The sequence below is a fragment of the Janthinobacterium sp. 17J80-10 genome (genome assembly GCF_004114795.1).
GTDB lineage: Bacteria > Pseudomonadota > Gammaproteobacteria > Burkholderiales > Burkholderiaceae_D > Paucimonas.
Map to the genome: position 1 here is coordinate 3,338,240 of NZ_CP035311.1, position 18,419 is coordinate 3,356,658.

The 18,419-nt window shown below is 57.8% G+C and carries 19 protein-coding genes; 12 read left to right on the plus strand and 7 right to left on the minus strand.

Going from position 1 to position 18,419, the window contains the following annotated elements; all coding sequences use genetic code 11:
- The 7 genes from EKL02_RS15000 to EKL02_RS15030 all read right to left on the minus strand — a co-directional run bounded on the left by EKL02_RS15000 (position 1) and on the right by EKL02_RS15030 (position 5,856).
- A complete protein-coding gene (locus EKL02_RS15000) occupies positions 1-765 on the minus strand; it encodes a Mut7-C RNAse domain-containing protein (protein WP_128902790.1) in 765 nt (254 codons plus the stop codon).
- Between the two features lie 68 nt (positions 766-833).
- Positions 834-1,388: a phasin family protein gene (locus tag EKL02_RS15005; RefSeq protein ID WP_128902791.1), complete on the minus strand. Its 555-nt coding sequence runs from the start codon at positions 1,386-1,388 to the stop codon at positions 834-836.
- A gap of 110 nt (positions 1,389-1,498) precedes the next feature.
- On the minus strand, positions 1,499-2,764 hold the full coding sequence (locus tag EKL02_RS15010; RefSeq protein ID WP_128902792.1) for a TIGR03862 family flavoprotein: 1,266 nt from the start codon (positions 2,762-2,764) through the stop codon (positions 1,499-1,501).
- A 13-nt stretch (positions 2,765-2,777) separates the two neighbouring features.
- Positions 2,778-3,509, minus strand: coding sequence for a pseudouridine synthase (locus EKL02_RS15015; protein WP_128902793.1), 732 nt, complete (start codon positions 3,507-3,509; stop codon positions 2,778-2,780).
- A gap of 51 nt (positions 3,510-3,560) precedes the next feature.
- On the minus strand, positions 3,561-4,481 hold the full coding sequence (locus tag EKL02_RS15020; protein WP_128902794.1) for an RluA family pseudouridine synthase: 921 nt from the start codon (positions 4,479-4,481) through the stop codon (positions 3,561-3,563).
- A 16-nt stretch (positions 4,482-4,497) separates the two neighbouring features.
- On the minus strand, positions 4,498-4,962 hold the full coding sequence (locus EKL02_RS15025) for a CYTH domain-containing protein (protein WP_128902795.1): 465 nt from the start codon (positions 4,960-4,962) through the stop codon (positions 4,498-4,500).
- Positions 4,963-5,079: 117 nt separating this feature from the next.
- Positions 5,080-5,856 (minus strand): choice-of-anchor L domain-containing protein, encoded by a 777-nt coding sequence (locus tag EKL02_RS15030; RefSeq protein ID WP_206732406.1) that lies wholly within the window; start codon positions 5,854-5,856, stop codon positions 5,080-5,082.
- A gap of 290 nt (positions 5,857-6,146) precedes the next feature.
- Between EKL02_RS15030 and EKL02_RS15035 the strand changes: the two genes are divergently transcribed.
- The 12 genes from EKL02_RS15035 (at position 6,147) to prsR (ending at position 18,388) form a co-directional block, all read left to right on the plus strand.
- The gene (locus tag EKL02_RS15035; RefSeq protein ID WP_347232088.1) at positions 6,147-6,497 is read left to right on the plus strand and encodes an acyl carrier protein; all 351 of its coding nucleotides are present in this window, start codon (positions 6,147-6,149) and stop codon (positions 6,495-6,497) included.
- Positions 6,494-7,342 carry a hydrolase 2, exosortase A system-associated gene (locus tag EKL02_RS15040; RefSeq protein ID WP_128902796.1) on the plus strand — a complete coding sequence of 283 codons (849 nt, stop codon included), beginning with the start codon at positions 6,494-6,496 and terminating at the stop codon, positions 7,340-7,342. Before EKL02_RS15035 ends, EKL02_RS15040 begins: the two co-directional genes overlap by 4 nt.
- On the plus strand, positions 7,339-8,211 hold the full coding sequence (locus tag EKL02_RS15045) for a hydrolase 1, exosortase A system-associated (protein ID WP_128902797.1): 873 nt from the start codon (positions 7,339-7,341) through the stop codon (positions 8,209-8,211). The genes EKL02_RS15040 and EKL02_RS15045 overlap by 4 nt, the downstream gene beginning before the upstream one ends.
- Positions 8,212-8,473: 262 nt before the next feature.
- Positions 8,474-9,049 carry a hypothetical protein gene (locus EKL02_RS15050; protein WP_128902798.1) on the plus strand — a complete coding sequence of 192 codons (576 nt, stop codon included), beginning with the start codon at positions 8,474-8,476 and terminating at the stop codon, positions 9,047-9,049.
- 54 nt (positions 9,050-9,103) lie between these two features.
- A complete protein-coding gene (locus EKL02_RS15055; protein WP_164932036.1) occupies positions 9,104-9,382 on the plus strand; it encodes an HPr-rel-A system PqqD family peptide chaperone in 279 nt (92 codons plus the stop codon).
- Positions 9,379-10,299: an HprK-related kinase A gene (locus EKL02_RS15060; RefSeq protein WP_128902800.1), complete on the plus strand. Its 921-nt coding sequence runs from the start codon at positions 9,379-9,381 to the stop codon at positions 10,297-10,299. Before EKL02_RS15055 ends, EKL02_RS15060 begins: the two co-directional genes overlap by 4 nt.
- Positions 10,296-11,387, plus strand: a complete 1,092-nt coding sequence (locus EKL02_RS15065) for a nucleotidyltransferase family protein (protein WP_128902801.1) — start codon at positions 10,296-10,298, stop codon at positions 11,385-11,387. The genes EKL02_RS15060 and EKL02_RS15065 overlap by 4 nt, the downstream gene beginning before the upstream one ends.
- 13 nt (positions 11,388-11,400) lie before the next feature.
- Positions 11,401-12,300, plus strand: a complete 900-nt coding sequence (locus EKL02_RS15070; RefSeq protein ID WP_206732407.1) for a transglycosylase SLT domain-containing protein — start codon at positions 11,401-11,403, stop codon at positions 12,298-12,300.
- Positions 12,301-12,450: 150 nt separating this feature from the next.
- Positions 12,451-13,188: a DUF4114 domain-containing protein gene (locus tag EKL02_RS15075; RefSeq protein WP_128902802.1), complete on the plus strand. Its 738-nt coding sequence runs from the start codon at positions 12,451-12,453 to the stop codon at positions 13,186-13,188.
- Positions 13,189-13,501: 313 nt separating this feature from the next.
- Positions 13,502-14,899 carry a TIGR03013 family XrtA/PEP-CTERM system glycosyltransferase gene (locus EKL02_RS15080; RefSeq protein WP_128902803.1) on the plus strand — a complete coding sequence of 466 codons (1,398 nt, stop codon included), beginning with the start codon at positions 13,502-13,504 and terminating at the stop codon, positions 14,897-14,899.
- Between the two features lie 19 nt (positions 14,900-14,918).
- Positions 14,919-16,979 (plus strand): XrtA/PEP-CTERM system histidine kinase PrsK, encoded by a 2,061-nt coding sequence (gene prsK, locus EKL02_RS15085; protein ID WP_128902804.1) that lies wholly within the window; start codon positions 14,919-14,921, stop codon positions 16,977-16,979.
- 50 nt (positions 16,980-17,029) lie between these two features.
- On the plus strand, positions 17,030-18,388 hold the full coding sequence (gene prsR / locus EKL02_RS15090; RefSeq protein ID WP_128902805.1) for a PEP-CTERM-box response regulator transcription factor: 1,359 nt from the start codon (positions 17,030-17,032) through the stop codon (positions 18,386-18,388).
- Positions 18,389-18,419 lie beyond the last annotated feature (31 nt).

Sequence of the window (18,419 nt, forward strand, 5' to 3'; positions counted from 1 at the left end):
TCAGGTGACAGCCCCGCCCGGGCGCATCGTCGCCAGCAAGGCAGCGATGCGCCTGCGCATGCGCGCCACGTGCGCACCGTCCCAGTAGACCTGGCAGCAGGCCGTGCAGCGTTGAAAATGCTGCTGGCATGCGCTGCTACGCACAGGCAAATGATGCTCGACCACATTCTTTGCCACCGGTTCCAGCACGCCGTTGCACTTCAGGCAGCGTGACAGGGGCCGTATTTGCCCGGCCAGATCATACCGTTCCATCACCTCCGACAATTGCGCGTCGCTGCCGGTAGCGTACAGGTAGCAGCCCCGCACGATCGGCTTGCGCATCAACAAATCGCGGTCGCGCGTCAGCACGATCCGCTGTTCCTCCACGACTATGCGGACAATCTCGTCGTCGGCAAAATCATTGCGATATAAAACGTCAAATCCAAGCATGCGCAAGTCGCGCGCCAGGCGCCCCAAATGCGCATCGGCGACAAACAAAGGCAAACCGTGTGGCTGCAGGGATGCAGGGGATTGAGAATCGCCCCGCAACCTGGCAAAGCGCGGATAGACACTGACATGATCCTGCTCGCGCAAGCGATAGGAAAAATCGACCGGGTCCCCGTTCGCCAGAATCAGTGCGACTTCCGTATGCGGTACGCCGAGGGCCTCGACCATGTGCTTGACGCTGGCATCCTGAGCGCAACGACGTTCAAAGCTGCGCTGGCGCAATGCCGGCGATACGAACCGGTTGAGCTCTGCATAAAAGCGGAACCAGGCTTGTGTCATGGCACGCACTCCCGCCACGTGAAGCCAAGGCTGAACGGCACCCGCGGAGAACTCTGCGTGCCGACCGTTTACCTTGTCCGGGCTTGCCGGGCAGCGTTATCAAGCTGCTTTGCTGCCGCAATAAAACTGGTTTCCATCTCATCGAGAATCTGCCTGCTGGCGTGGGTAATTTGTTCCAGGCTGGCATTCGCATGATCAAACCCCATGCGGATTGCATGCCCGAAGCGCGGGTAGCCTGCCGTCGCACCATGAGAAACATCAGCCACCAGCTCGGCAACCTCAAGATTGGTTTCAGACAGCTGGGTGCCGAGCAATCCCAGCAGCTCCGACTGCGTACCAGCAACAATCCCTGCAACATTACAGGCATACGAAGCCACTTTTCTGGACGATGTCCTGGCCCGGGCACCCGCGACCGCCGCAAATTCCTGCGGCGTTTTTGCCCGTATGCCTTGTAGCACAGTATCTTCAGCTTCTTGCAGCGACACCTTTGCCGCACGCGCATTCAGGTTCGCAAATTTTTGCGCACTTTCCAGCAACTTTCCACCCAGGGCGGTGTTCAGGTCGACCTGAAGTTCCGCACTGCTTTGACTGGCTTCTGAAAAATGATCACGGATCGTAAACATTGTTACCCCTTCAAATCGGCTGTGACGGATAAGCCCATTCTAGGAGACCGGATTCATGCCGGCGGATTCAACGCCGATTTTGTGCGGCGCATCAATTTGATTGTAATTTTTTAATCACAGCCAGCATCATTCTGACTCGCCAGCCACGCCATGACGCCTGCCGCAGCCCTGTGGCCGCTGGCAAAACAAGCCGTCAGCAGATACCCGCCCGTCGGGGCTTCCCAATCAAGCATTTCACCTGCGCAAAAGACGCCCGGCAAGCAACGCGCCATCAAGCCCGCATCCAGCGCTTCGAACTGTACCCCACCGGCACTGCTGATGGCTTCGGCAATCGGCCGGACAGCACGCAATCGCAGCGGCAATGCCTTGATGGCCGCTGCGAGTCGGGCGGGATCCGCAAAAGCTTCCTTGTCCAGGCATTCGCGCAACAGGCCGGCCTTGACGCCGCTAATGCCGACGCGGCCCTGCAGATGGCTGGACAGCGAGCGCGACCCGCGTGGATGGGCGACTTCGTCGATCACACGCTGCAGCGATTTGCCCGGTGCAAGATCGATATGGACCATGGCGCTGCCGCTGCGGGCAATCTCGTCGCGCAGTCCGGCCGACGCCGCGTAGACCAGGCTGCCCTCGATGCCACTGGCGTTGACCACGAATTCGCCCTGGCGGTGCGTCATGACGCCGTCGGCACCGGTCCAGGAAAATGCCACCGGTTTCACCGGATGACCGGCGTAGCGCTCGCGGAAATGTGCACTCCAGTCTGCTTCGAAAGCGCAATTGGCAGGCACCAGCGGCGCAACGTCAACTCCGCGCTGCATCAGCCAGGGTAGCCAGGCGCCATCCGATCCCAGCCGGGGCCAGCTGGCGCCTCCCAGCGCCAGCACGACCGCATCGCTGGCCACGTCGACTTCACCCGCCGGCGTGGCAAAGCGCAAGCAAGGCGTGCCTGCCCCGGCACCCCAGCCCATCCAGCGATGCCGCATGTGAAACTGCACCCCCTGCGCGCGCAAGCGCTGCAGCCAGGCGCGCAGCAAGGGGGCGGCCTTCATATCCACCGGAAAGACGCGGTTCGACGAACCGACAAAGGTATCGATGCCCAGGCTTTTCGCCCATGCCCGCAAGTCGTCGGCATCAAAGGCCGACAGCAACGGCGCAATCTGCGCGCGCCGGCTGCCATAGCGGGACAAAAAATTTTCGTAGGGCTCGGCATGCGTGAGATTCATGCCGCCCTTTCCTGCCAACAGGAATTTGCGGCCGACAGAAGGCATGGCGTCATACACATGGACTTGCATGCCGCGCGCACTCAACACTTCAGCCGCCATCAACCCGGCCGGCCCGCCTCCCACCACAGTGACCACGGAATTGCAGGAAGTCGTCATCCGCGCGCCCCGATCAGGCCACGGCAGGTGCGGGCACCAGCAATGCCAGTTGCGCCGGCTCCAGGTAACACCATTCACCTTCCGCCAGATCCAGCGCCTGGAGAGTCAGACTACCGATGGCGGTGCGGCACAGTGCACTGCAATGGTTGCCAGCCGCGGCCAGCATGCGCTTGACCTGATGGTATTTGCCCTGTTCAAGCACGATTTCAAGCCGGTGCGCATCCAGCATCCTGCAGGTGACAGCTGCCAGCGGTGCCGGTTCATCATGCAATTGCACACCTGCCAGCAGATGCGCAATCAATTCCGGCGTCACCGGATCGTGGGTCGTTGCCTCATATAGTTTGGGCACATGGCGGCGCGGCGAGGATTGCGCATGGATGAAGGCGCCATCGTCCGACATCAGCAGCAAGCCTGTGGTGTCATGGTCCAGCCGGCCAACCGGCTGCACGTCGCGCCAGCTCATTTGTTCCGGCAACAAAGTCAATACGCCCGGATGGTGGCTGGGTTTGCGCGAACATTCAAAGTTAGCCGGCTTGTTCAGGGCGATATAGACGTTTGCGCGATAGACCCATTCCTCGCCAAAGACGGTGAGGACCAAACCGGCGGTATCGAGGCTGGCGCGATAATCCGTCACGACAGCGCCATCGATCGATACTTCGCCATCGTCGATCAGTTGACGACAATACTTGCGGCTGCCAAATCCTTGTGACTGCAGGATGCGGTCCAGACTCAAACGGGTACTCATGGGATCAATTGAAATTTGCGGGAAAAACGGCATTGTATGCCGCAATGCCCGTCACCGCGCAGGTTCGAGCGTTCGTTCGCTGGCAAAATGCCGCATTAGACCGCTCAAGGGGTCAGTAAAGGCGATTTCACGCGCCAGCAACTGCAATGGCTTGGAAACATCATCTCCCTTGCACGGCAGGAGCACGGGATAAAAAGCATCATTCACAATCGGCATGCCCAATGCAGCCATGTGCACGCGCAGCTGATGCCGCCTCCCTGTGATCGGGCGCAAGCGGTACAAACTCACCGGCCCGAAATTCTCCAGCAACTCGATGTGCGTTTCCGCGTTCGGCTCGCCGTCCACTTCCTTCATACAAATGAATGGCTCGCCTTCGGCCATGCGGCTGCGATAAATCAAGGGAAACTGCAGCTCCGGCCGCGTCGGCGCCAGGGCTTCGTAAACCTTGTCCATGGCGCGCTGCTGGAACAGGGCCTGGTAAATGCCGCGCGTGGCACGGTTATGCGAAAACAGCACCACCCCCGCAGTTTCGCGGTCGAGTCGGTGGATCGGGGTCAAATCCTGCAAGCCTGTGCGCTGCTTGAGCCGTGCCAGCAGTGTTTCGCGCACAAAACGACCGGTGGGAATCACTGGCAAGAAATGCGGTTTGTCTGCAACGAGGATGTGCTCATCCTGGAACAGGATGGTTTCGGCAAAAGGAATCGGGGTTTCGTGCGCCAGCTCGCGGTAATAGAAAATGCACGCGCCGCGCCGGTAGGATGTGTCAGCGCGCACGGGGATGCCTTCCAGATCGACCACGTCGCCTTTTTCCATGCGTGCGGTCCACTCGGCCTGGCTCACTCCAGGAAACCGTGCAACCAGGAATTCCAGCATGTTGGCCCACTCCCCCGCGTCCAGCCACAGGTAACTCGGCGAAATGCCGTCGCGCACCGGCAAAGGCGGCGCCGGCCTGGGCCGCCTGGAACGGCTCATTTCGTCCCCCGTTGCATCACCAGGTGGAAAAGGGATGGGCGATCAGGCTGGAATTGAAATAGCGCGCGTCGTCAGAAACTTCCTGCCCCACCCATTCCGGCAAATCGATCACCTGGTCTGCACTGTCGAGTTCGACTTCCGCCACGACCAGGCCAAAATTGTCGCCCAAAAACTCATCGATTTCCCAACACAGGCCTTGCCAATCGACCGTATAACGGCGTTTTTCGATCAATGGCTTCAGGCAAAGCTGATCGAGCATTTCGGCGGCATCGGCAAGCGGGATTTCATATTCGAATTCGGCGCGCGCCAGTGCTTTTGCCAAGCCTTTGATCGTCAAAAACGCCCGCTCGCCGGCAATGCGCACGCGCACGGTGCGCGCCTTGTCGGTGGAAAGATAACCTTGCCGGTACAGGATGCCCGCGGCAGCCGCTTTCCAGGCGTCGCCGCTTACTAGAAACTTGCGTTCGATTTCGATAGCCATGACTTGCTCTTGGTAATGAGCGCACAGGATAGCAAAAATCGGGCACATCGGCGCCATGAAAAAAGGCAGCCCGCGGGCTGCCTTTCCTGACGCTGAGTCCGTTTAACGCTTACGGATTCAAGCCTTTTTGCGCTTGGCAGCCAGCAAGCCCAGCAAGCCCAGGCCGAACAGGGCAATGCCAGCTGGTTCCGGAACCGGGTTGGAGCTGGAGAACGTACCGGCTTCGATGAACACGCCGGAATCCAGGATCGAATCGCCCAGGTCTGAAATACGGAACTCAAAGGTATTGGTGCTGCCCAGGGTCAGGCCGGTTGCCTGCGCGATCAGGACGGTGGTCAAACCATCGTATTGGGTATCCAGGCCCAGTACCGTATTGTCGCGATAAAAGGCGGAATTGGTCGAGTTGTTGACATTGTTAATGGAAACGACACCAGCGCCGCCCGGCAGCAGAGCGATGTTCACACCATTCAGCAGCAGTTCGAACGTGTCATTGAAGGAAGATCCCACGTACTCGTTATATTCTTCCGATGCAAACACATACTTGAAGAAAACATCACCAGTGTCGCTCGTGAAATCGAATTTCAGGGACGTTGTGGTGCCGCCGCCGCCGCAGCTGGCGCTGGTATTCGGGCCAGGTGCGCAATTCACGGTGCCGGTAGTCAGCAAAACGCCGCTGTTGAAACCAACCGACGCAGCGCCACCGGTGAAGGTGCCGGCGCCCGTCGTGCTGGCTGCACTCAACGTGGCGTTGCTGATCGAGATGCCGGAACCACCCAAGGCATTTGCCAATGCCGTAGCATCATTACTGGCGGAAACGACCAGAGCGCTTGCCGAGCTTGCAGCCAACGACATGGTCACAGCAGCGACAAGAGCGCTGAATTTGGAAAATTTCATGGTTAACTCCCTTTACGTTATTTTCGAAAACATTTCAAAAAAACAATTACCGCAAGTAGTTAAGCGAAATCCATGCCAAAATTTATTTACCATTAAATTCAATAACTTATATTTTTTTAATTAAACAATCGTCAAGATTTGTAAAATCATCCGACACAGCCGCTGACGGTAAAACTTAGGAAACGCTGCAGAACTGTGGACCACCATATCCTTAGAGAAAGACAAATTCGATATTGCTACGTCCACGTCGCGGCTCCCTTTTCAAGTATTGATAAGGTATCATCATAAAAATGCCAGTCGGCACTTCCGTAAGCCACGCGCTCCGGTACGACCTGAAAAATATCAGCCTGGAAACTAAAGTTTTTATTCTTCCGCACAGAAAATCAACCATGCAAGCATTCGAAGAAATAAAAGCTCTGTTGATCGATACCCTCCATCTTGGAGAGCGCGGAAAACACCTCACTCAGAACACGCATTTGCTGGGCAATCTGCCAGAGCTCGATTCCATGGCTGTCCTTCACCTGATCACTGCACTTGAAGAACATTTCGGCATTGCTGTCGAGGATGACGATATCAGTGCCAGCACCTTTGAAACGGTGGCAAGCCTCACGGCATTTGTCGACAGCAAACTGGCGCAATGACTCAGCCGCCAGTGCTTGCTCCCGCACGGCCATTTTTCCTTGATGCCGCTCCCGGCACGCGTTTCTGTCTCTATCACGCAGCTGACGTGCATACCGGATGCCGTGGTGCGTTCATTTACGTTCACCCGTTTGCCGAGGAAATGAACAAATCCCGGCGCGTTGCGGCATGCCAGGCCAGGGCATTGGCAGCACAGGGATATGCAGTCCTTCAAATAGACTTGTTCGGATGCGGGGACAGCAGCGGTGATTTTGCCGATGCACGCTGGGAAATCTGGAAAACTGACCTGGCGGCAGCCCACGCCTGGCTCCGCCGCGAAATTGCTGCGCCGATCTGTTTGTGGGGCGTGCGCCTCGGTGCATTGCTGGCGCTGGATTTTGCCCATGAATTTCAGGGCGACATTCAAAGCCTCTTGCTATGGCAGCCTGTTTTGCGGGGCGATGCCTACCTGACGCAATTTCTTCGAATTCAAACAGCGGCTGAAATGCTTGCCGGCCAGGCGCCGGGCGAATCGGGCACGCACAAGCTGCGTGAAAAACTCTACGCCGGCGAAAGCGTGGAAGTTGCCGGATACAGGATCGCGCCTGCAATCGCCAAAGGGATCGAGGCCGTCGACGCTGCTGCCCTCGTGCCGCGCCAACCAACCCATTGGTTCGAACTCACGCAGGAACCACAGCGCCCGCTGTCGCCGGCGACCAGTCGCCTCGCTTCATCCTGGGCGCAGCACGGCGCCAAGCCGATCATCACCCGGGTGCAATGCCCGCCATTCTGGCTGGCGCAGGAAAGTGACGATTGCCCGGAACTCATTACTGCCACAAGCGCCCGCTTTGGCATACCTCCCGCATGAATATCGTGGAACGCCCGCTTGTTTTTTCCTGTCACGGAGATTGGTCGTATGGCATTCTGAGCCTGCCGGCAGCGCCAGCCGCACGAGGCGTTCTGATCGTCGTCGGCGGTCCGCAATACCGTGTGGGCAGCCACCGGCAGTTTACCCTGCTTGCCCGGCACCTGGCGGCACAAGGCATCCCTGCAATGCGTTTCGATTACCGCGGCATGGGTGACAGCCAGGGCAATGTGCGCGACTTTGAGGAGATCAGCGACGATATCCGCGCGGCGGTCGATGCATTTTTTGCAGAGTCGCCGGGATTGCAGGAAGTGGTCATCTGGGGGTTGTGCGATGCGGCTTCCGCAGCGATTTTTTATGCCGCTTCGGACTCCCGTATTTGCGGGCTCGTGCTGCTGAATCCCTGGGTCCGTACCGAGGAAGGCATTGCCCGCGCCTACCTGAAACATTACTACCTGAAGCGGGCATTCGACCCGGATCTCTGGAAAAAAATCATGCAGGGTCGTTTCGACGGGCGAGCTGCCTGGCGTTCACTACGGACTATGCTGGAGACCGTGCGTCGCCCGGTCAAGCAGAATGGCGGGGAAATAGCCCCCTGGGGAACCGGTCATGGCGGCGCTCCGGCATTACCCGAAAGAATGCACGAAGGCTTGCGTCGCTTCAATGGCAAAGTTCTGCTGGTTTTAAGCGGCAACGATATGACCGCGCAAGAGTTTTCAGACCTCGCAAAAACTTCCCGGAAATGGCAAAAATTCTTGCGTGGCCCAAACGTGCAACAGCATCAGCTTGCGGGCGCCAATCACACTTTTTCACAGGAGGCCTGGCGCAATCAAGTGGCGCAATGGACCACGGACTGGATCCGCTCCTGGTAAAGCAGGTACTGAGGGAGCGACGGAGCAATGCGTTCAAAATTTTTGCTGTCAGATTTTTTTACACTCGAATAAAAAATTTTCATTGCGGAAAATTGCCGCGGCGTCCAAATGCGCTAAGCATTTGATTATTATTGTACAATTGGCAAATTGACCAGGATTGGTCTATATATTGCTTAAGGAAAGTTCATTAGGCTTGCACCAGTTACTGCTTGCAATTGAAACAATACGGAATACTCAAAGAGAGCTCCCGATGGAACGTGACATGACGACAAAAGACAGTCAGGAACAAACCGGCAATACTCCCGCGTCTCATGCTGCCTCCGGGCAATTAAATTCAGCCAATCCGTCACGGCGGCATTTCACTAAAGCAAGCCTGGGAATTTCAGGCGTCATCCTGAGCCTGGCAAGCCGGCCAGTACTGGGCAATGTTGTCTGCAAATCCCCTTCCGGATTCTTGTCTGGCAATGCCAGTACACATGGTCCGCAGCCAGTGTGCCAGGGACGATCGCCAGGTTACTGGAAAAACCATGAAAACAGCTGGCCAGTTGCGACGGATACGCAATTCAGCAGCGTATTCCCGGCGCCATCGTCTTCGGTATATGCAAAATACACCCTGCTTCAGCTCCTGACGCCACAGAAAGACGACAAGCACAATCTGGGCATGCACCTGGTCGCAGCCTACCTGAATGCCGTCAGCGGCTGGACACCTTTCCTTACCACCGAGACCATCATCGCCATGTTTTCCGAGTGGCAGTCGAAGGGCACTTTTTCACCCACCGCCACCGTGCAATGGACTGCCCCGGACATCGTGAATTATCTTAAAGCCACACAGGCTTGATGCCGCGATTTTCCCACAGCGGATTGCCCTGCCCGTAAGCGCATGCCTCCTTTCATGAAATGGCAAGTCATCGACCCCGCAGCACTCCACGCCCGCACCTGGGATAACGAAGTGGTGGTCTACGACGCAGCATCCGGCAATACGCATTTGCTTGATACCGTGACTGCCCGGGTTCTGGCAACAGTTGCGAATACTCCTGCAGATGCCACCGTCATTGCACAGGCGTTGTCACAGCTCTGGCCGGAAGCGCCTGCTGAACTGGTGCATGAACAAGTCGACGCCATGCTCGCCGAACTTGCCGGCATTTCCTTGATTACTCCGGTAGCACCTTGAAGATTTCCGAGCTGAGCCCGGTCCAGTTGCAACAACGTTTGCATCAGCAGGGCTTGTGCATCCGCACTGGCCCGTTCGTGACGCGCGTGCACACCTCCCTGACCGCCGCTGTCGAAGGCATCGGCTTGCTGTATGCCGATTATCCCGTGGCTGACGAAGACGATTTCGCCGATTTCCATATCCGCCTTGCCCTGCCGCGCGGCGTGCGCCGCTGGATCAAGCCGCAAGTGCTGTTTCTTTTCGATGGCACACGCACGTTCAAGCCGCTCCCGGCTGACCAGGCCTTTCCCATGTTTGAATGGGGACTGAACTGGTGCGTCTCGAGCCACGCCCACAGCTACCTCATCATCCACGCCGCCGTCCTGGAAAAACACGGCCATGCAGTCATCATGCCCGCGCCACCCGGCTCCGGCAAAAGCACCTTGTGCGCCGCCCTTGCCCGCAATGGCTGGCGCTTGCTGTCGGATGAACTTGCGCTCGTCCGCATTGCCGATGGCAACGTCATTCCGCTGCCGCGCCCTGTGAGCCTGAAGAATGCCTCCATCGATATCATGCGCGATTACGCGCCCGATGCTGTCTTCAGCCGCAAAGTCAGCGACACCATGAAAGGCACGGTGGCGCACATGCAGGCCCCTGCAGACAGCGTCGCCCGCGCCGGCGAGCCGGCACGCCCCGGCTGGGTCATTTTCCCTCGTTATGAGGCCGGCGCTGGCACGCGCCTGACCGACACCCCAAAAGCGCGTGCGTTCATGCGGGCAGCCGATAATGCCTTCAATTACAGCCTGCTGGGCGAACGGGGATTTGCGAGCCTCGCGGCACTGATCGAGGCATCGTCGTGCCATGAATTCACCTACAGCAATCTTGACGAAGCGATCGACACCTTCAATCGACTGCAACCCCAGGTGCCGCTATCATGACCCCGCCGCCACTCATACTGCGAGCGTTCCGGCAGCCGGAGCAGCTCAGCGCACTGGATCCGGCTGAATGGGACCTGCTGATTCGCCAGGCCCGCAAAGCCAACCTGCTGGCCAGTCTCCACGTCCTACTCCAGGAGCGGAGTGTACTTGCCGCAGCGCCCGCCGGGCCACGCGAGCACCTCGCCTGGGCCGACGCACTTGCCCAGCGTCACATGCTGGCGGTGCGCCAGGAAGTTTCCCTGATCCGGCAAGCCCTGCAAGCCTGCGCTGTGCCAGTCATCCTGCTGAAAGGCGCGGCCTATGTGATGGCGCAGCTGCCCAGCGCGCACGGGCGACTGTTTTCGGATATCGATATCCTGGTGCCCAAGGAAAGGCTCGACCAGGTTGAAGCGGCGCTGATGCTGCACGGCTGGGCAGCGACGCACCATGATGCCTATGACCAGCGCTATTACCGCACCTGGATGCACGAATTGCCGCCAATGCGCCACATCCGCCGCATGACCGTCATCGATGTGCACCACGCGATCGTGCCGGACACTGCGCCCGTTTATCCCGATCCCGCCAAACTGCGCGCATCGGCTTGCCCCGTCGAAGGCCAGGCCGGCTTGCTGACGTTAGCACCGGCCGACATGGTCTTGCACAGCGCCGTGCACCTGTTCCATGATGGCGAACTGGACAATGGCCTGCGCGACCTGGTGGACCTGGACAGGTTGCTGCGCCACTTCGGCAGCCAGCCATCGTTCTGGCCAATGCTGATCGAACGTGCAAGGACACTGGAACTGACCCGGCCGCTGTTTTACGCATTGCGTTATACGCACAGCCTGCTGCACACCAACGTGCCCACTGAGGCGCTGGCGCAGGCGACGCGCTTCGGTCACCCAGGAAATGCCACGCTGGCGCTGATGGATGCGTTGTTTTCGCGCGCCCTCTTGCCAGAGCACCCAAGCTGCGCCGACCGCCTGAGTGGCTTGGCCCGGCAGATGCTGTACATACGCGCCAGCTGGCTGCGCATGCCGCCGTTGCTGCTGGCGCGGCACCTGTTCCACAAGGCATTTCTCTCCCCCAGACTTGCAGAATCAGCGCCTTGAGGCTCGCCCATCCATGACTGCTCTCATGCGCCGCATACTGGGCTTGCTGCTTGCAGGTGCCAGCCTTGCGATCGGCACAGCCCGCGCCGATAGCGGCGTCATGCCAAATCGTCTTGCCGGCATCGAAACCCTTACTGCCGAAGAAAAGACGGCGCTGGGCGCGCGCTTTGAGCATGCGGAGGGTGTGCCACGCGACTACACGATGGCGCAGTCCCTGTACTGCGCGGCTGCGACCAGCGGGCATGCCGGCGCCCAATATGCACTCGGCTGGATGTACGCGCATGGCCGTGGCATTGCCAAAGATGATGGCATTGCCAGATATTTTTTCGAGATGGCGGCAGGACAGGGGCATAGCCAGGCCCAATCAATGCTGCACCATCTGCCTGCCGAGCCATCGCCACCGCCGGCAGCCTGCCTGCAGGCGGGCGAACCCGCCGCAAGCATTTCAGAAGCCCGGGCGCCCGATTATCCCCGGGGGCGCATTTACGACCTGGTCCACAAACTGGCGCCCCGCTACCAGATCGATCCCCTGTTGGCGCTAGCGATCATCCGAGTGGAATCGGCATTCAATGCGCAAGCAGTTTCGCCAAAAAATGCCCAGGGCTTGATGCAATTGATGCCGGATACGGCCAAGCGATTCAGGGTAAGGAATGCCTTTGACCCTGAAGAGAACATCAAGGGAGGCCTGGCTTACTTGCAATGGCTCATGGCATTTTTCAAGGGCAATGTCATGTTTGTTGCTGCCGCCTACAACGCCGGCGAACGGGCTGTCGAACAGCATCGCGGCATTCCCCCGTATGCGGAGACACAAAATTACGTTCGTAAAGTAACGGCGCTATACAAAAATCCGTCCCATCCATACAAAGTTAGCTTTTCACCAATAGTCTCGAGCCTTGCCAAGGAACTCGATTGAACTTTCGGTTACTTGTCAAGTGTCAGGTTTTTTTACATCAAGGTCCCATATCTTCCGTAAGTCATTGATTTTATTACTTGGCACACTAACTGCTTTATTGTTGCCGAAACAGTAATTTCCAATGCTCACCTTCTTAAAGGGAAGATCAACATGAAATCGATGAAAACTTTGCTGGCTGGCGTCGTACTTCTCGCCTCAGCATCCGCTTTCGCCACCCCTGTCAATCTGGCCGGCGGGGAAAATCCGAATTTGCAACAGGTAATCAACAGTCTGTACACCAACGCAGGCACATCGCTGGCACAAGCGCCTAATGTCAACTTGAACCAGTCTGCGGAAATTGGGATTTTCCAGGTTGAAGCTTCCGGTGGTTCGGTTTCCACCATGATCATTGAAGTGGCTGGCAATGCGGGTACGAACACTTTCGGTATCTATGACATCTACAATCCGACCACCTACCTGCAACTGTTCAGCGGTGCTGCTTCCAGCGGCGGTCAGGCACTCTTGAGCGTTAATGACTCTTTTCAGTTTGCCGTCAATTTCGGCACCGGCGTGCAATTTTCCAGCTCGCTGTTTGGCTACTACCTGGGCACTGCAAATGGTCCGACGTTCTACTCCCAGGCCAGCCTGAATGGCGGCGCTGATCAAATGGTCGCCTTCCAGGGTGACGGCGACGTAATCAAACTGCCGACCAAGCCTGCTGCCATCTGGGGTTCGTCGAGCTTCATCCTTGCCTGGGAAGACCAGCCGCTGGCAGGTTCCGACTACGATTACCAGGACATGGTGGTGTATGTCGAGTCCATCAGTGTTCCGGAACCTGGTTCGCTGGCCCTGCTGGGCCTTGGCCTGGCAGGCCTGGCAGGCGCTGCACGCCGCAAAAAGCCAGTGTAAACAGTCACAAACCGGCAGGAACCAAGGGGACTGACGTCAGGCATCCTTCTTCCTTGTACCAGTAGACCCCGTCTTTTAAAGAAAGGCGGGGTTTTTTACGTATGGAAGCGTTATTGAGGCCTAGAGGACTTTCATCCTCAAATTTCACATTTCAGGCAGAAATATGACGATTTAATTCCCAATGGAAACATTTAACCGTCTTTAACTGAATTTTTCCCATTTTTTACTTTTTGACTATGGGAAATGTTGACAAATTGTAGTAATCTTTTGACTAGCCTTTTTTTCAATTAGGCAATTTTCCTGCAGACTGGCGATGCTAAGAATCTCAAATCACCACGTATCGAAGATCATCTCCGTGTTGTTTCTCGTGGAAGTTCTTGTCTTGCTCGTGTCCGTCTATCTTGGCACAAGCATCCGTTTCGGCACCGCGCAGACCAGCCTTGCAACGGGGCTCGACCGCGTTCTCTTGCCCGCAGCAGTCTTTACCGTAACCATGCTCTTCAGCATGAGTGCGCTGGGCATGTATCAGCTGAAGTATCGCGAAGGCCTGCGCAATACGCTCTTGCGCCTGATGCCGGCGTTTGCGCTGGGCTTCGGGATCTTGACCCTGCTTTTTTATCTCTTGCCCGACCTGTATTTTGGCCGCGGCATACTGGGCCTGGTCATTCTTATTTCCGCAGCCGGCATCTTGCTGACACGCGTGCTCATCTTCAAGTCTTCCGAATTTGGCTTGCTCGAGTCACGCCTGATTTTTTTGGGCAGTGGTTCCCTGGCCAAGGAATGCGGAACCCTGGCCAAACATAATATTGCCTATCACAAGTACCATATCGTCGGCTATGTTCCGGTCGCCGATGAAGACACCTGCATTCCTGCTTCTGCCCTGCTGCCGGGAGGCGAGTCGCTTGTCGCCTTGGCCGCCAGCCATAACGTCGGGGAAATTATCGTCTCGGTACAGAACCGCAGGGGTGGCAATCTACCCATCAAGGATCTGCTCGACTGCAAGCTCAACGGTATCAAGGTAACGGATGCCGCCACTTTCTTTGAGCGGGAAGCTTGCCAGATCCGGGTCGATTCGCTGCAGCCGAGCTGGCTGGTGTTCGGTACAGGATTCGACCAGAGCTTCCTGCGAGCCTTTTGCAAACGCAGTTTCGACCTGTTTGTCAGCCTGATCATCTTTACGGTTTCAATTCCCGCGATGCTGGTCACGACCATCTGCATTTACCTCGAAGATCGGGGCCCCATTCTCTACAAACAGGAACGCGTAGGCAAAGATGGCCAGACATACATGGTCCTGAAATTTCGCAGCATGCGCAACGACGCAGAAAAAGCCGGCAAACCGCAATGGGCACAGTCGAACGACCCACGAACCACCCGTATCGGCAACATCATTCGCAAGCTGCGCATAGACGAATTGCCGCAGATCCTGAACGTATTAAAAGGAGAAATGAGCTTTGTCGGCCCGCGCCCTGAGCGCCCCTTCTTCGTGCAGCAACTCAATGAACAGATCCCGTACTATAACGTCCGGCATAGCATCAAGCCTGGCATCACCGGCATGGCGCAAGTACGCTATCCCTACGGCGCCTCGGTGGAAGATGCGGTACAAAAACTGCAGTATGACCTGTACTACGTGAAGAACAACAGCCTGTTCCTTGACATACTGATCCTGATCGATACCCTGCAGGTTGTCTTGCTGGGCAAAGGCGCTCGGTGAAGATGGCAGGGTATATTTCATGCTAACCACGATAGCCGCCTCAAGCTATGCCAGCGCCGCGCTGGCATTCCTGTTTTTGAGCCTCCTGCTTTTGACAAGCTGGCGTGGCCGCTTGCACGGCATGGCAATCACCACCACCTGCCTGCTGAGCGCAGGATGGGCAGCGTCTCTGGCCTGGCAAGCAGCGACCGCAGCGCCGTTTTCCCTGCTATCCCAATGCATGGAATTATTGCGCGGAGTGGCCTGGTGCACCTTTCTGTTTGTACTCTTTAAACCGGCGGCCGGCACGCGATTGCTCGCAGTCGCTAAAAGCAAAAGGTTTTTGGCAGGCATCACAGTCATGGCCGTGCTGTTATTCTTGCTGCCCAAACTGCCTTATGTTCTGCTTGGACTGACTGCCAACCCACTCGCGCGGGTCGCCATGGCAATTGCAGGCATGCTGCTTGTCGAACAATTGTTCAGGAACACTCCGCCGCGCGAACGCTGGGGGATCAAATTCGCCTGCCTCGGCATCGGTGGCATGTTCGCTTTCGATTTTTATCTTTACAGCGATGCCATGCTATTCCGCCAGATCAATCCTGAAATCTGGGCGGCACGCGGCGGCGTCAATGCGCTCGCCGCGCCCCTGCTGGCAATCTCGGCGGCGCGCAATCCCAAGTGGTCGCCAGGCATTTCCGTCTCGCGCCGGGTACTCTACAATTCGGCAGCCTTGTTTGGTTCGGCGATCTATCTTCTGGCGATGGCCGCCGCAGGTTACTATCTGCGTTTTTTCGGTGGCAACTGGGGCAGCGTGGTGCAGGCGGTATTTTTGTCCGGTGCCATGCTCTTGCTGCTTGCCGTGCTGTTTTCCGGCGCTTGCCGCGCCTGGCTTCGCGTATTCATCAGCAAGCATTTCTACAGCTACGGCTACGATTACCGGGAAGAATGGATGCGTTTTACCCGCACGCTCTCGCGCCAGGGTCCGGAACTCGGTGAACGCACCATACAAGCTGTTGCAGACCTGGTGGAAAGTCCGGCGGGCGCGCTCTACATCGTGCGCGAGTCCGGGCAATGCGAGCTAGCCGCCCACTGGAACCTCACTCCGCCGGCAGCAACGGAGTCGGCCGACAGCGAATTCTGCCGCTTCCTGGAAAACAAGGAATGGGTAGTCGACCTTCAGGAAGAACGCACCGCCCGCACCGGCGATGCCAGCGCCGCCATTCCGCAATGGTTGCGGGAATTCCCGCGTGCCTGGCTGGTCGTCCCGCTCCTATTGCAGGGCAAGCTGTTCGGATTCATGGTGCTGGCACAACCGCGCAGCCGCGTCGCCCTTAACTGGGAAGTACTGGACCTGCTCAAAATCGCCGGCAGCCAGGCAGCGAGCTATCTGGCACAGCAGGAAGCGGCCAATGCCTTGATGGTTGCGCGGCAGTTCGAATCGTTCAACCGCATGTCCACCTTCATGGTGCATGACCTGAAAAATCTGGTATTCCAGCTCTCGCTGCTGCTGTCGAATGCGGAAAAACACAAAAACAATCCCGCATTCCAGCAAGACATGCTGGAAACCGTCGAACTCTCGGTGCAAAAAATGAAACTGCTGTTGCAAAAGCTCGCCCGGGGCATCTCGGTCGAAACACCGGCTTCCCTGCAGCTCGAACATTTGCTGCGGCAGGCAATTGCAGCAAAATCAAGCACAGGCCCCAAGCCGGTACTCGAAGTCGTTGACAGCAAGCTCGCCGTATTTGCCAACCCGGCGCGCCTGGAACGGGTGATTGGCCACCTGATCCAGAATGCTATCGAAGCGACCCCCAAGGATGGTAAAGTTAGCGTCATGCTGAAAAGGCATGACGGTTCCGCCGTGGTTCTGGTCAGCGACAATGGCGCCGGCATGAGTGAAGAATTCGTGCGTGAGAAGCTGTTCAAGCCTTTCGAATCGACCAAGGCGGGCGGCATGGGCATCGGCGTGTTCGAAAGCCGGGAATACGTCAATGAACTGGGCGGGCGGCTCGAGGTGGAAAGCATGCCGGGCCATGGCACGACTTTCCGCATCAGCCTGCCGTTGCAGGAAGATGAACGAAGCGCGGCCGACATGGCGGCGTAATATCACCGTATTCGCACCGGCAAGGGCGCGACCAGCGCAAAAGGGACTACGTGAGTCAAATCAAGAAAAAACTGCTCGTCATCGAAGATGACCCCGGCCTGCAAAAGCAATTGCGCTGGAGTTTCGACGCGTATGAAGTACTGGTGGCAGGCGACCGCGAAAGCGCCCTGGCCGAAGTGCGGCGCCATGAGCCCGCGGTCATCACCATGGATCTGGGCCTGCCGCCCGATCCCGATGGCGCCTCGGAAGGGCTGGCAACCCTGCAGCAGATCCTGGCGCTGACGCCAGACGCCAAAGTCATCGTTTTATCCGGCAACCAGGAGCGCACGAATGCAGTCAAGGCGATCGCCATGGGCGCCTACGACTTTCACCAAAAACCCTTCGAGCCGGAATTGCTCGGACTGGTAATCGAACGTGCCTACTTCCTGCATGCACTTCAGCAGGAAAACCGGCAGCTGTTGCAAACCCAGGGAGACTCCCCCATGGGTGGCGTCATCAGCCGCGACCCGGGCCTGCTGAAAGTGTGCCGCAACATCGAAAAAGTCGCGCCCTCCTCGGCCACCGTGATGGTGCTGGGCGAGTCCGGCACCGGCAAGGAAGTGATGGCACGCGCCCTGCACCAGTTGAGCCCGCGCCGCGACAAGCGCTTCATGGCGATCAATTGCGCCGCCATCCCGGAAAACCTGCTGGAAAGCGAACTGTTCGGCTATGAAAAGGGGGCCTTCACCGGCGCCGTCAAGCAAACCATCGGCAAGATCGAACTGGCCAACGAAGGCACGTTCTTTCTCGATGAAGTAGGCGACTTGCCAATGGCGCTGCAGGCGAAATTGCTGCGCTTCCTGCAGGAGCGCGTGATCGAGCGCATCGGCGGGCACAAGGAAATCCCCGTGGACGTGCGCATCGTCTGCGCTACCCACCAGAAGCTCAAGGAATTGACCGCCGCCGGCAAGTTTCGCGAAGACCTGTATTACCGCCTGAGCGAGATCGTGGTGACGATTCCACCCTTGCGCGACCGTATCGGCGACGCAGCCCTGCTGGCCCACCATTTCAAGAACCGCTTCAGCGAAGCGGAGGGGCGCTCGCGCCTGAATTTCAGCGCCGATGCCCTGACCATGATCGAAAGCCACGCCTGGCCCGGCAACGTGCGCGAAATGGAAAACTGCATCAAGCGGGCCGTCATCATGGCAGACGGCCCGCAAATTACCGCTGACGACCTCGGCCTTGCGGACACTGCTGCGACGGAAGAGCCGATCAACTTGCGCCAGGTGCGTGACGAAGCCGAATACAAGGCATTGGTGAAGGTCCTGGCGCGAACCGACGGCAATATCGTCAAGGCCGCCGAAATACTCGGCGTGAGCCGGCCGACCATTTACGACCTGATGACGCGCCACGGCCTCAAGCAGGCTTGAGGCCACGCGTTGCCGGCGCCATTGGCCCTAT

Coding starts and splice junctions, on each gene's coding strand:
- EKL02_RS15010 (WP_128902792.1), bottom strand. CDS start 2,764: ATGACGACTTCCTGCAATTCCGTGGTCACTGTGGTGGGAGGCGGGCCG.
- EKL02_RS15045 (WP_128902797.1), top strand. CDS start 7,339: ATGAATATCGTGGAACGCCCGCTTGTTTTTTCCTGTCACGGAGATTGG.
- EKL02_RS15030 (WP_206732406.1), bottom strand. CDS start 5,856: ATGAAATTTTCCAAATTCAGCGCTCTTGTCGCTGCTGTGACCATGTCG.
- EKL02_RS15000 (WP_128902790.1), bottom strand. CDS start 765: ATGACACAAGCCTGGTTCCGCTTTTATGCAGAGCTCAACCGGTTCGTA.
- EKL02_RS15015 (WP_128902793.1), bottom strand. CDS start 3,509: ATGAGTACCCGTTTGAGTCTGGACCGCATCCTGCAGTCACAAGGATTT.
- prsK (WP_128902804.1), top strand. CDS start 14,919: ATGCTAACCACGATAGCCGCCTCAAGCTATGCCAGCGCCGCGCTGGCA.
- EKL02_RS15020 (WP_128902794.1), bottom strand. CDS start 4,481: ATGAGCCGTTCCAGGCGGCCCAGGCCGGCGCCGCCTTTGCCGGTGCGC.
- EKL02_RS15070 (WP_206732407.1), top strand. CDS start 11,401: ATGACTGCTCTCATGCGCCGCATACTGGGCTTGCTGCTTGCAGGTGCC.
- EKL02_RS15025 (WP_128902795.1), bottom strand. CDS start 4,962: ATGGCTATCGAAATCGAACGCAAGTTTCTAGTAAGCGGCGACGCCTGG.
- EKL02_RS15080 (WP_128902803.1), top strand. CDS start 13,502: ATGCTAAGAATCTCAAATCACCACGTATCGAAGATCATCTCCGTGTTG.
- EKL02_RS15040 (WP_128902796.1), top strand. CDS start 6,494: ATGACTCAGCCGCCAGTGCTTGCTCCCGCACGGCCATTTTTCCTTGAT.
- EKL02_RS15075 (WP_128902802.1), top strand. CDS start 12,451: ATGAAATCGATGAAAACTTTGCTGGCTGGCGTCGTACTTCTCGCCTCA.
- EKL02_RS15050 (WP_128902798.1), top strand. CDS start 8,474: ATGACGACAAAAGACAGTCAGGAACAAACCGGCAATACTCCCGCGTCT.
- EKL02_RS15005 (WP_128902791.1), bottom strand. CDS start 1,388: ATGTTTACGATCCGTGATCATTTTTCAGAAGCCAGTCAAAGCAGTGCG.
- EKL02_RS15055 (WP_164932036.1), top strand. CDS start 9,104: ATGAAATGGCAAGTCATCGACCCCGCAGCACTCCACGCCCGCACCTGG.
- EKL02_RS15065 (WP_128902801.1), top strand. CDS start 10,296: ATGACCCCGCCGCCACTCATACTGCGAGCGTTCCGGCAGCCGGAGCAG.
- EKL02_RS15035 (WP_347232088.1), top strand. CDS start 6,147: ATGCCAGTCGGCACTTCCGTAAGCCACGCGCTCCGGTACGACCTGAAA.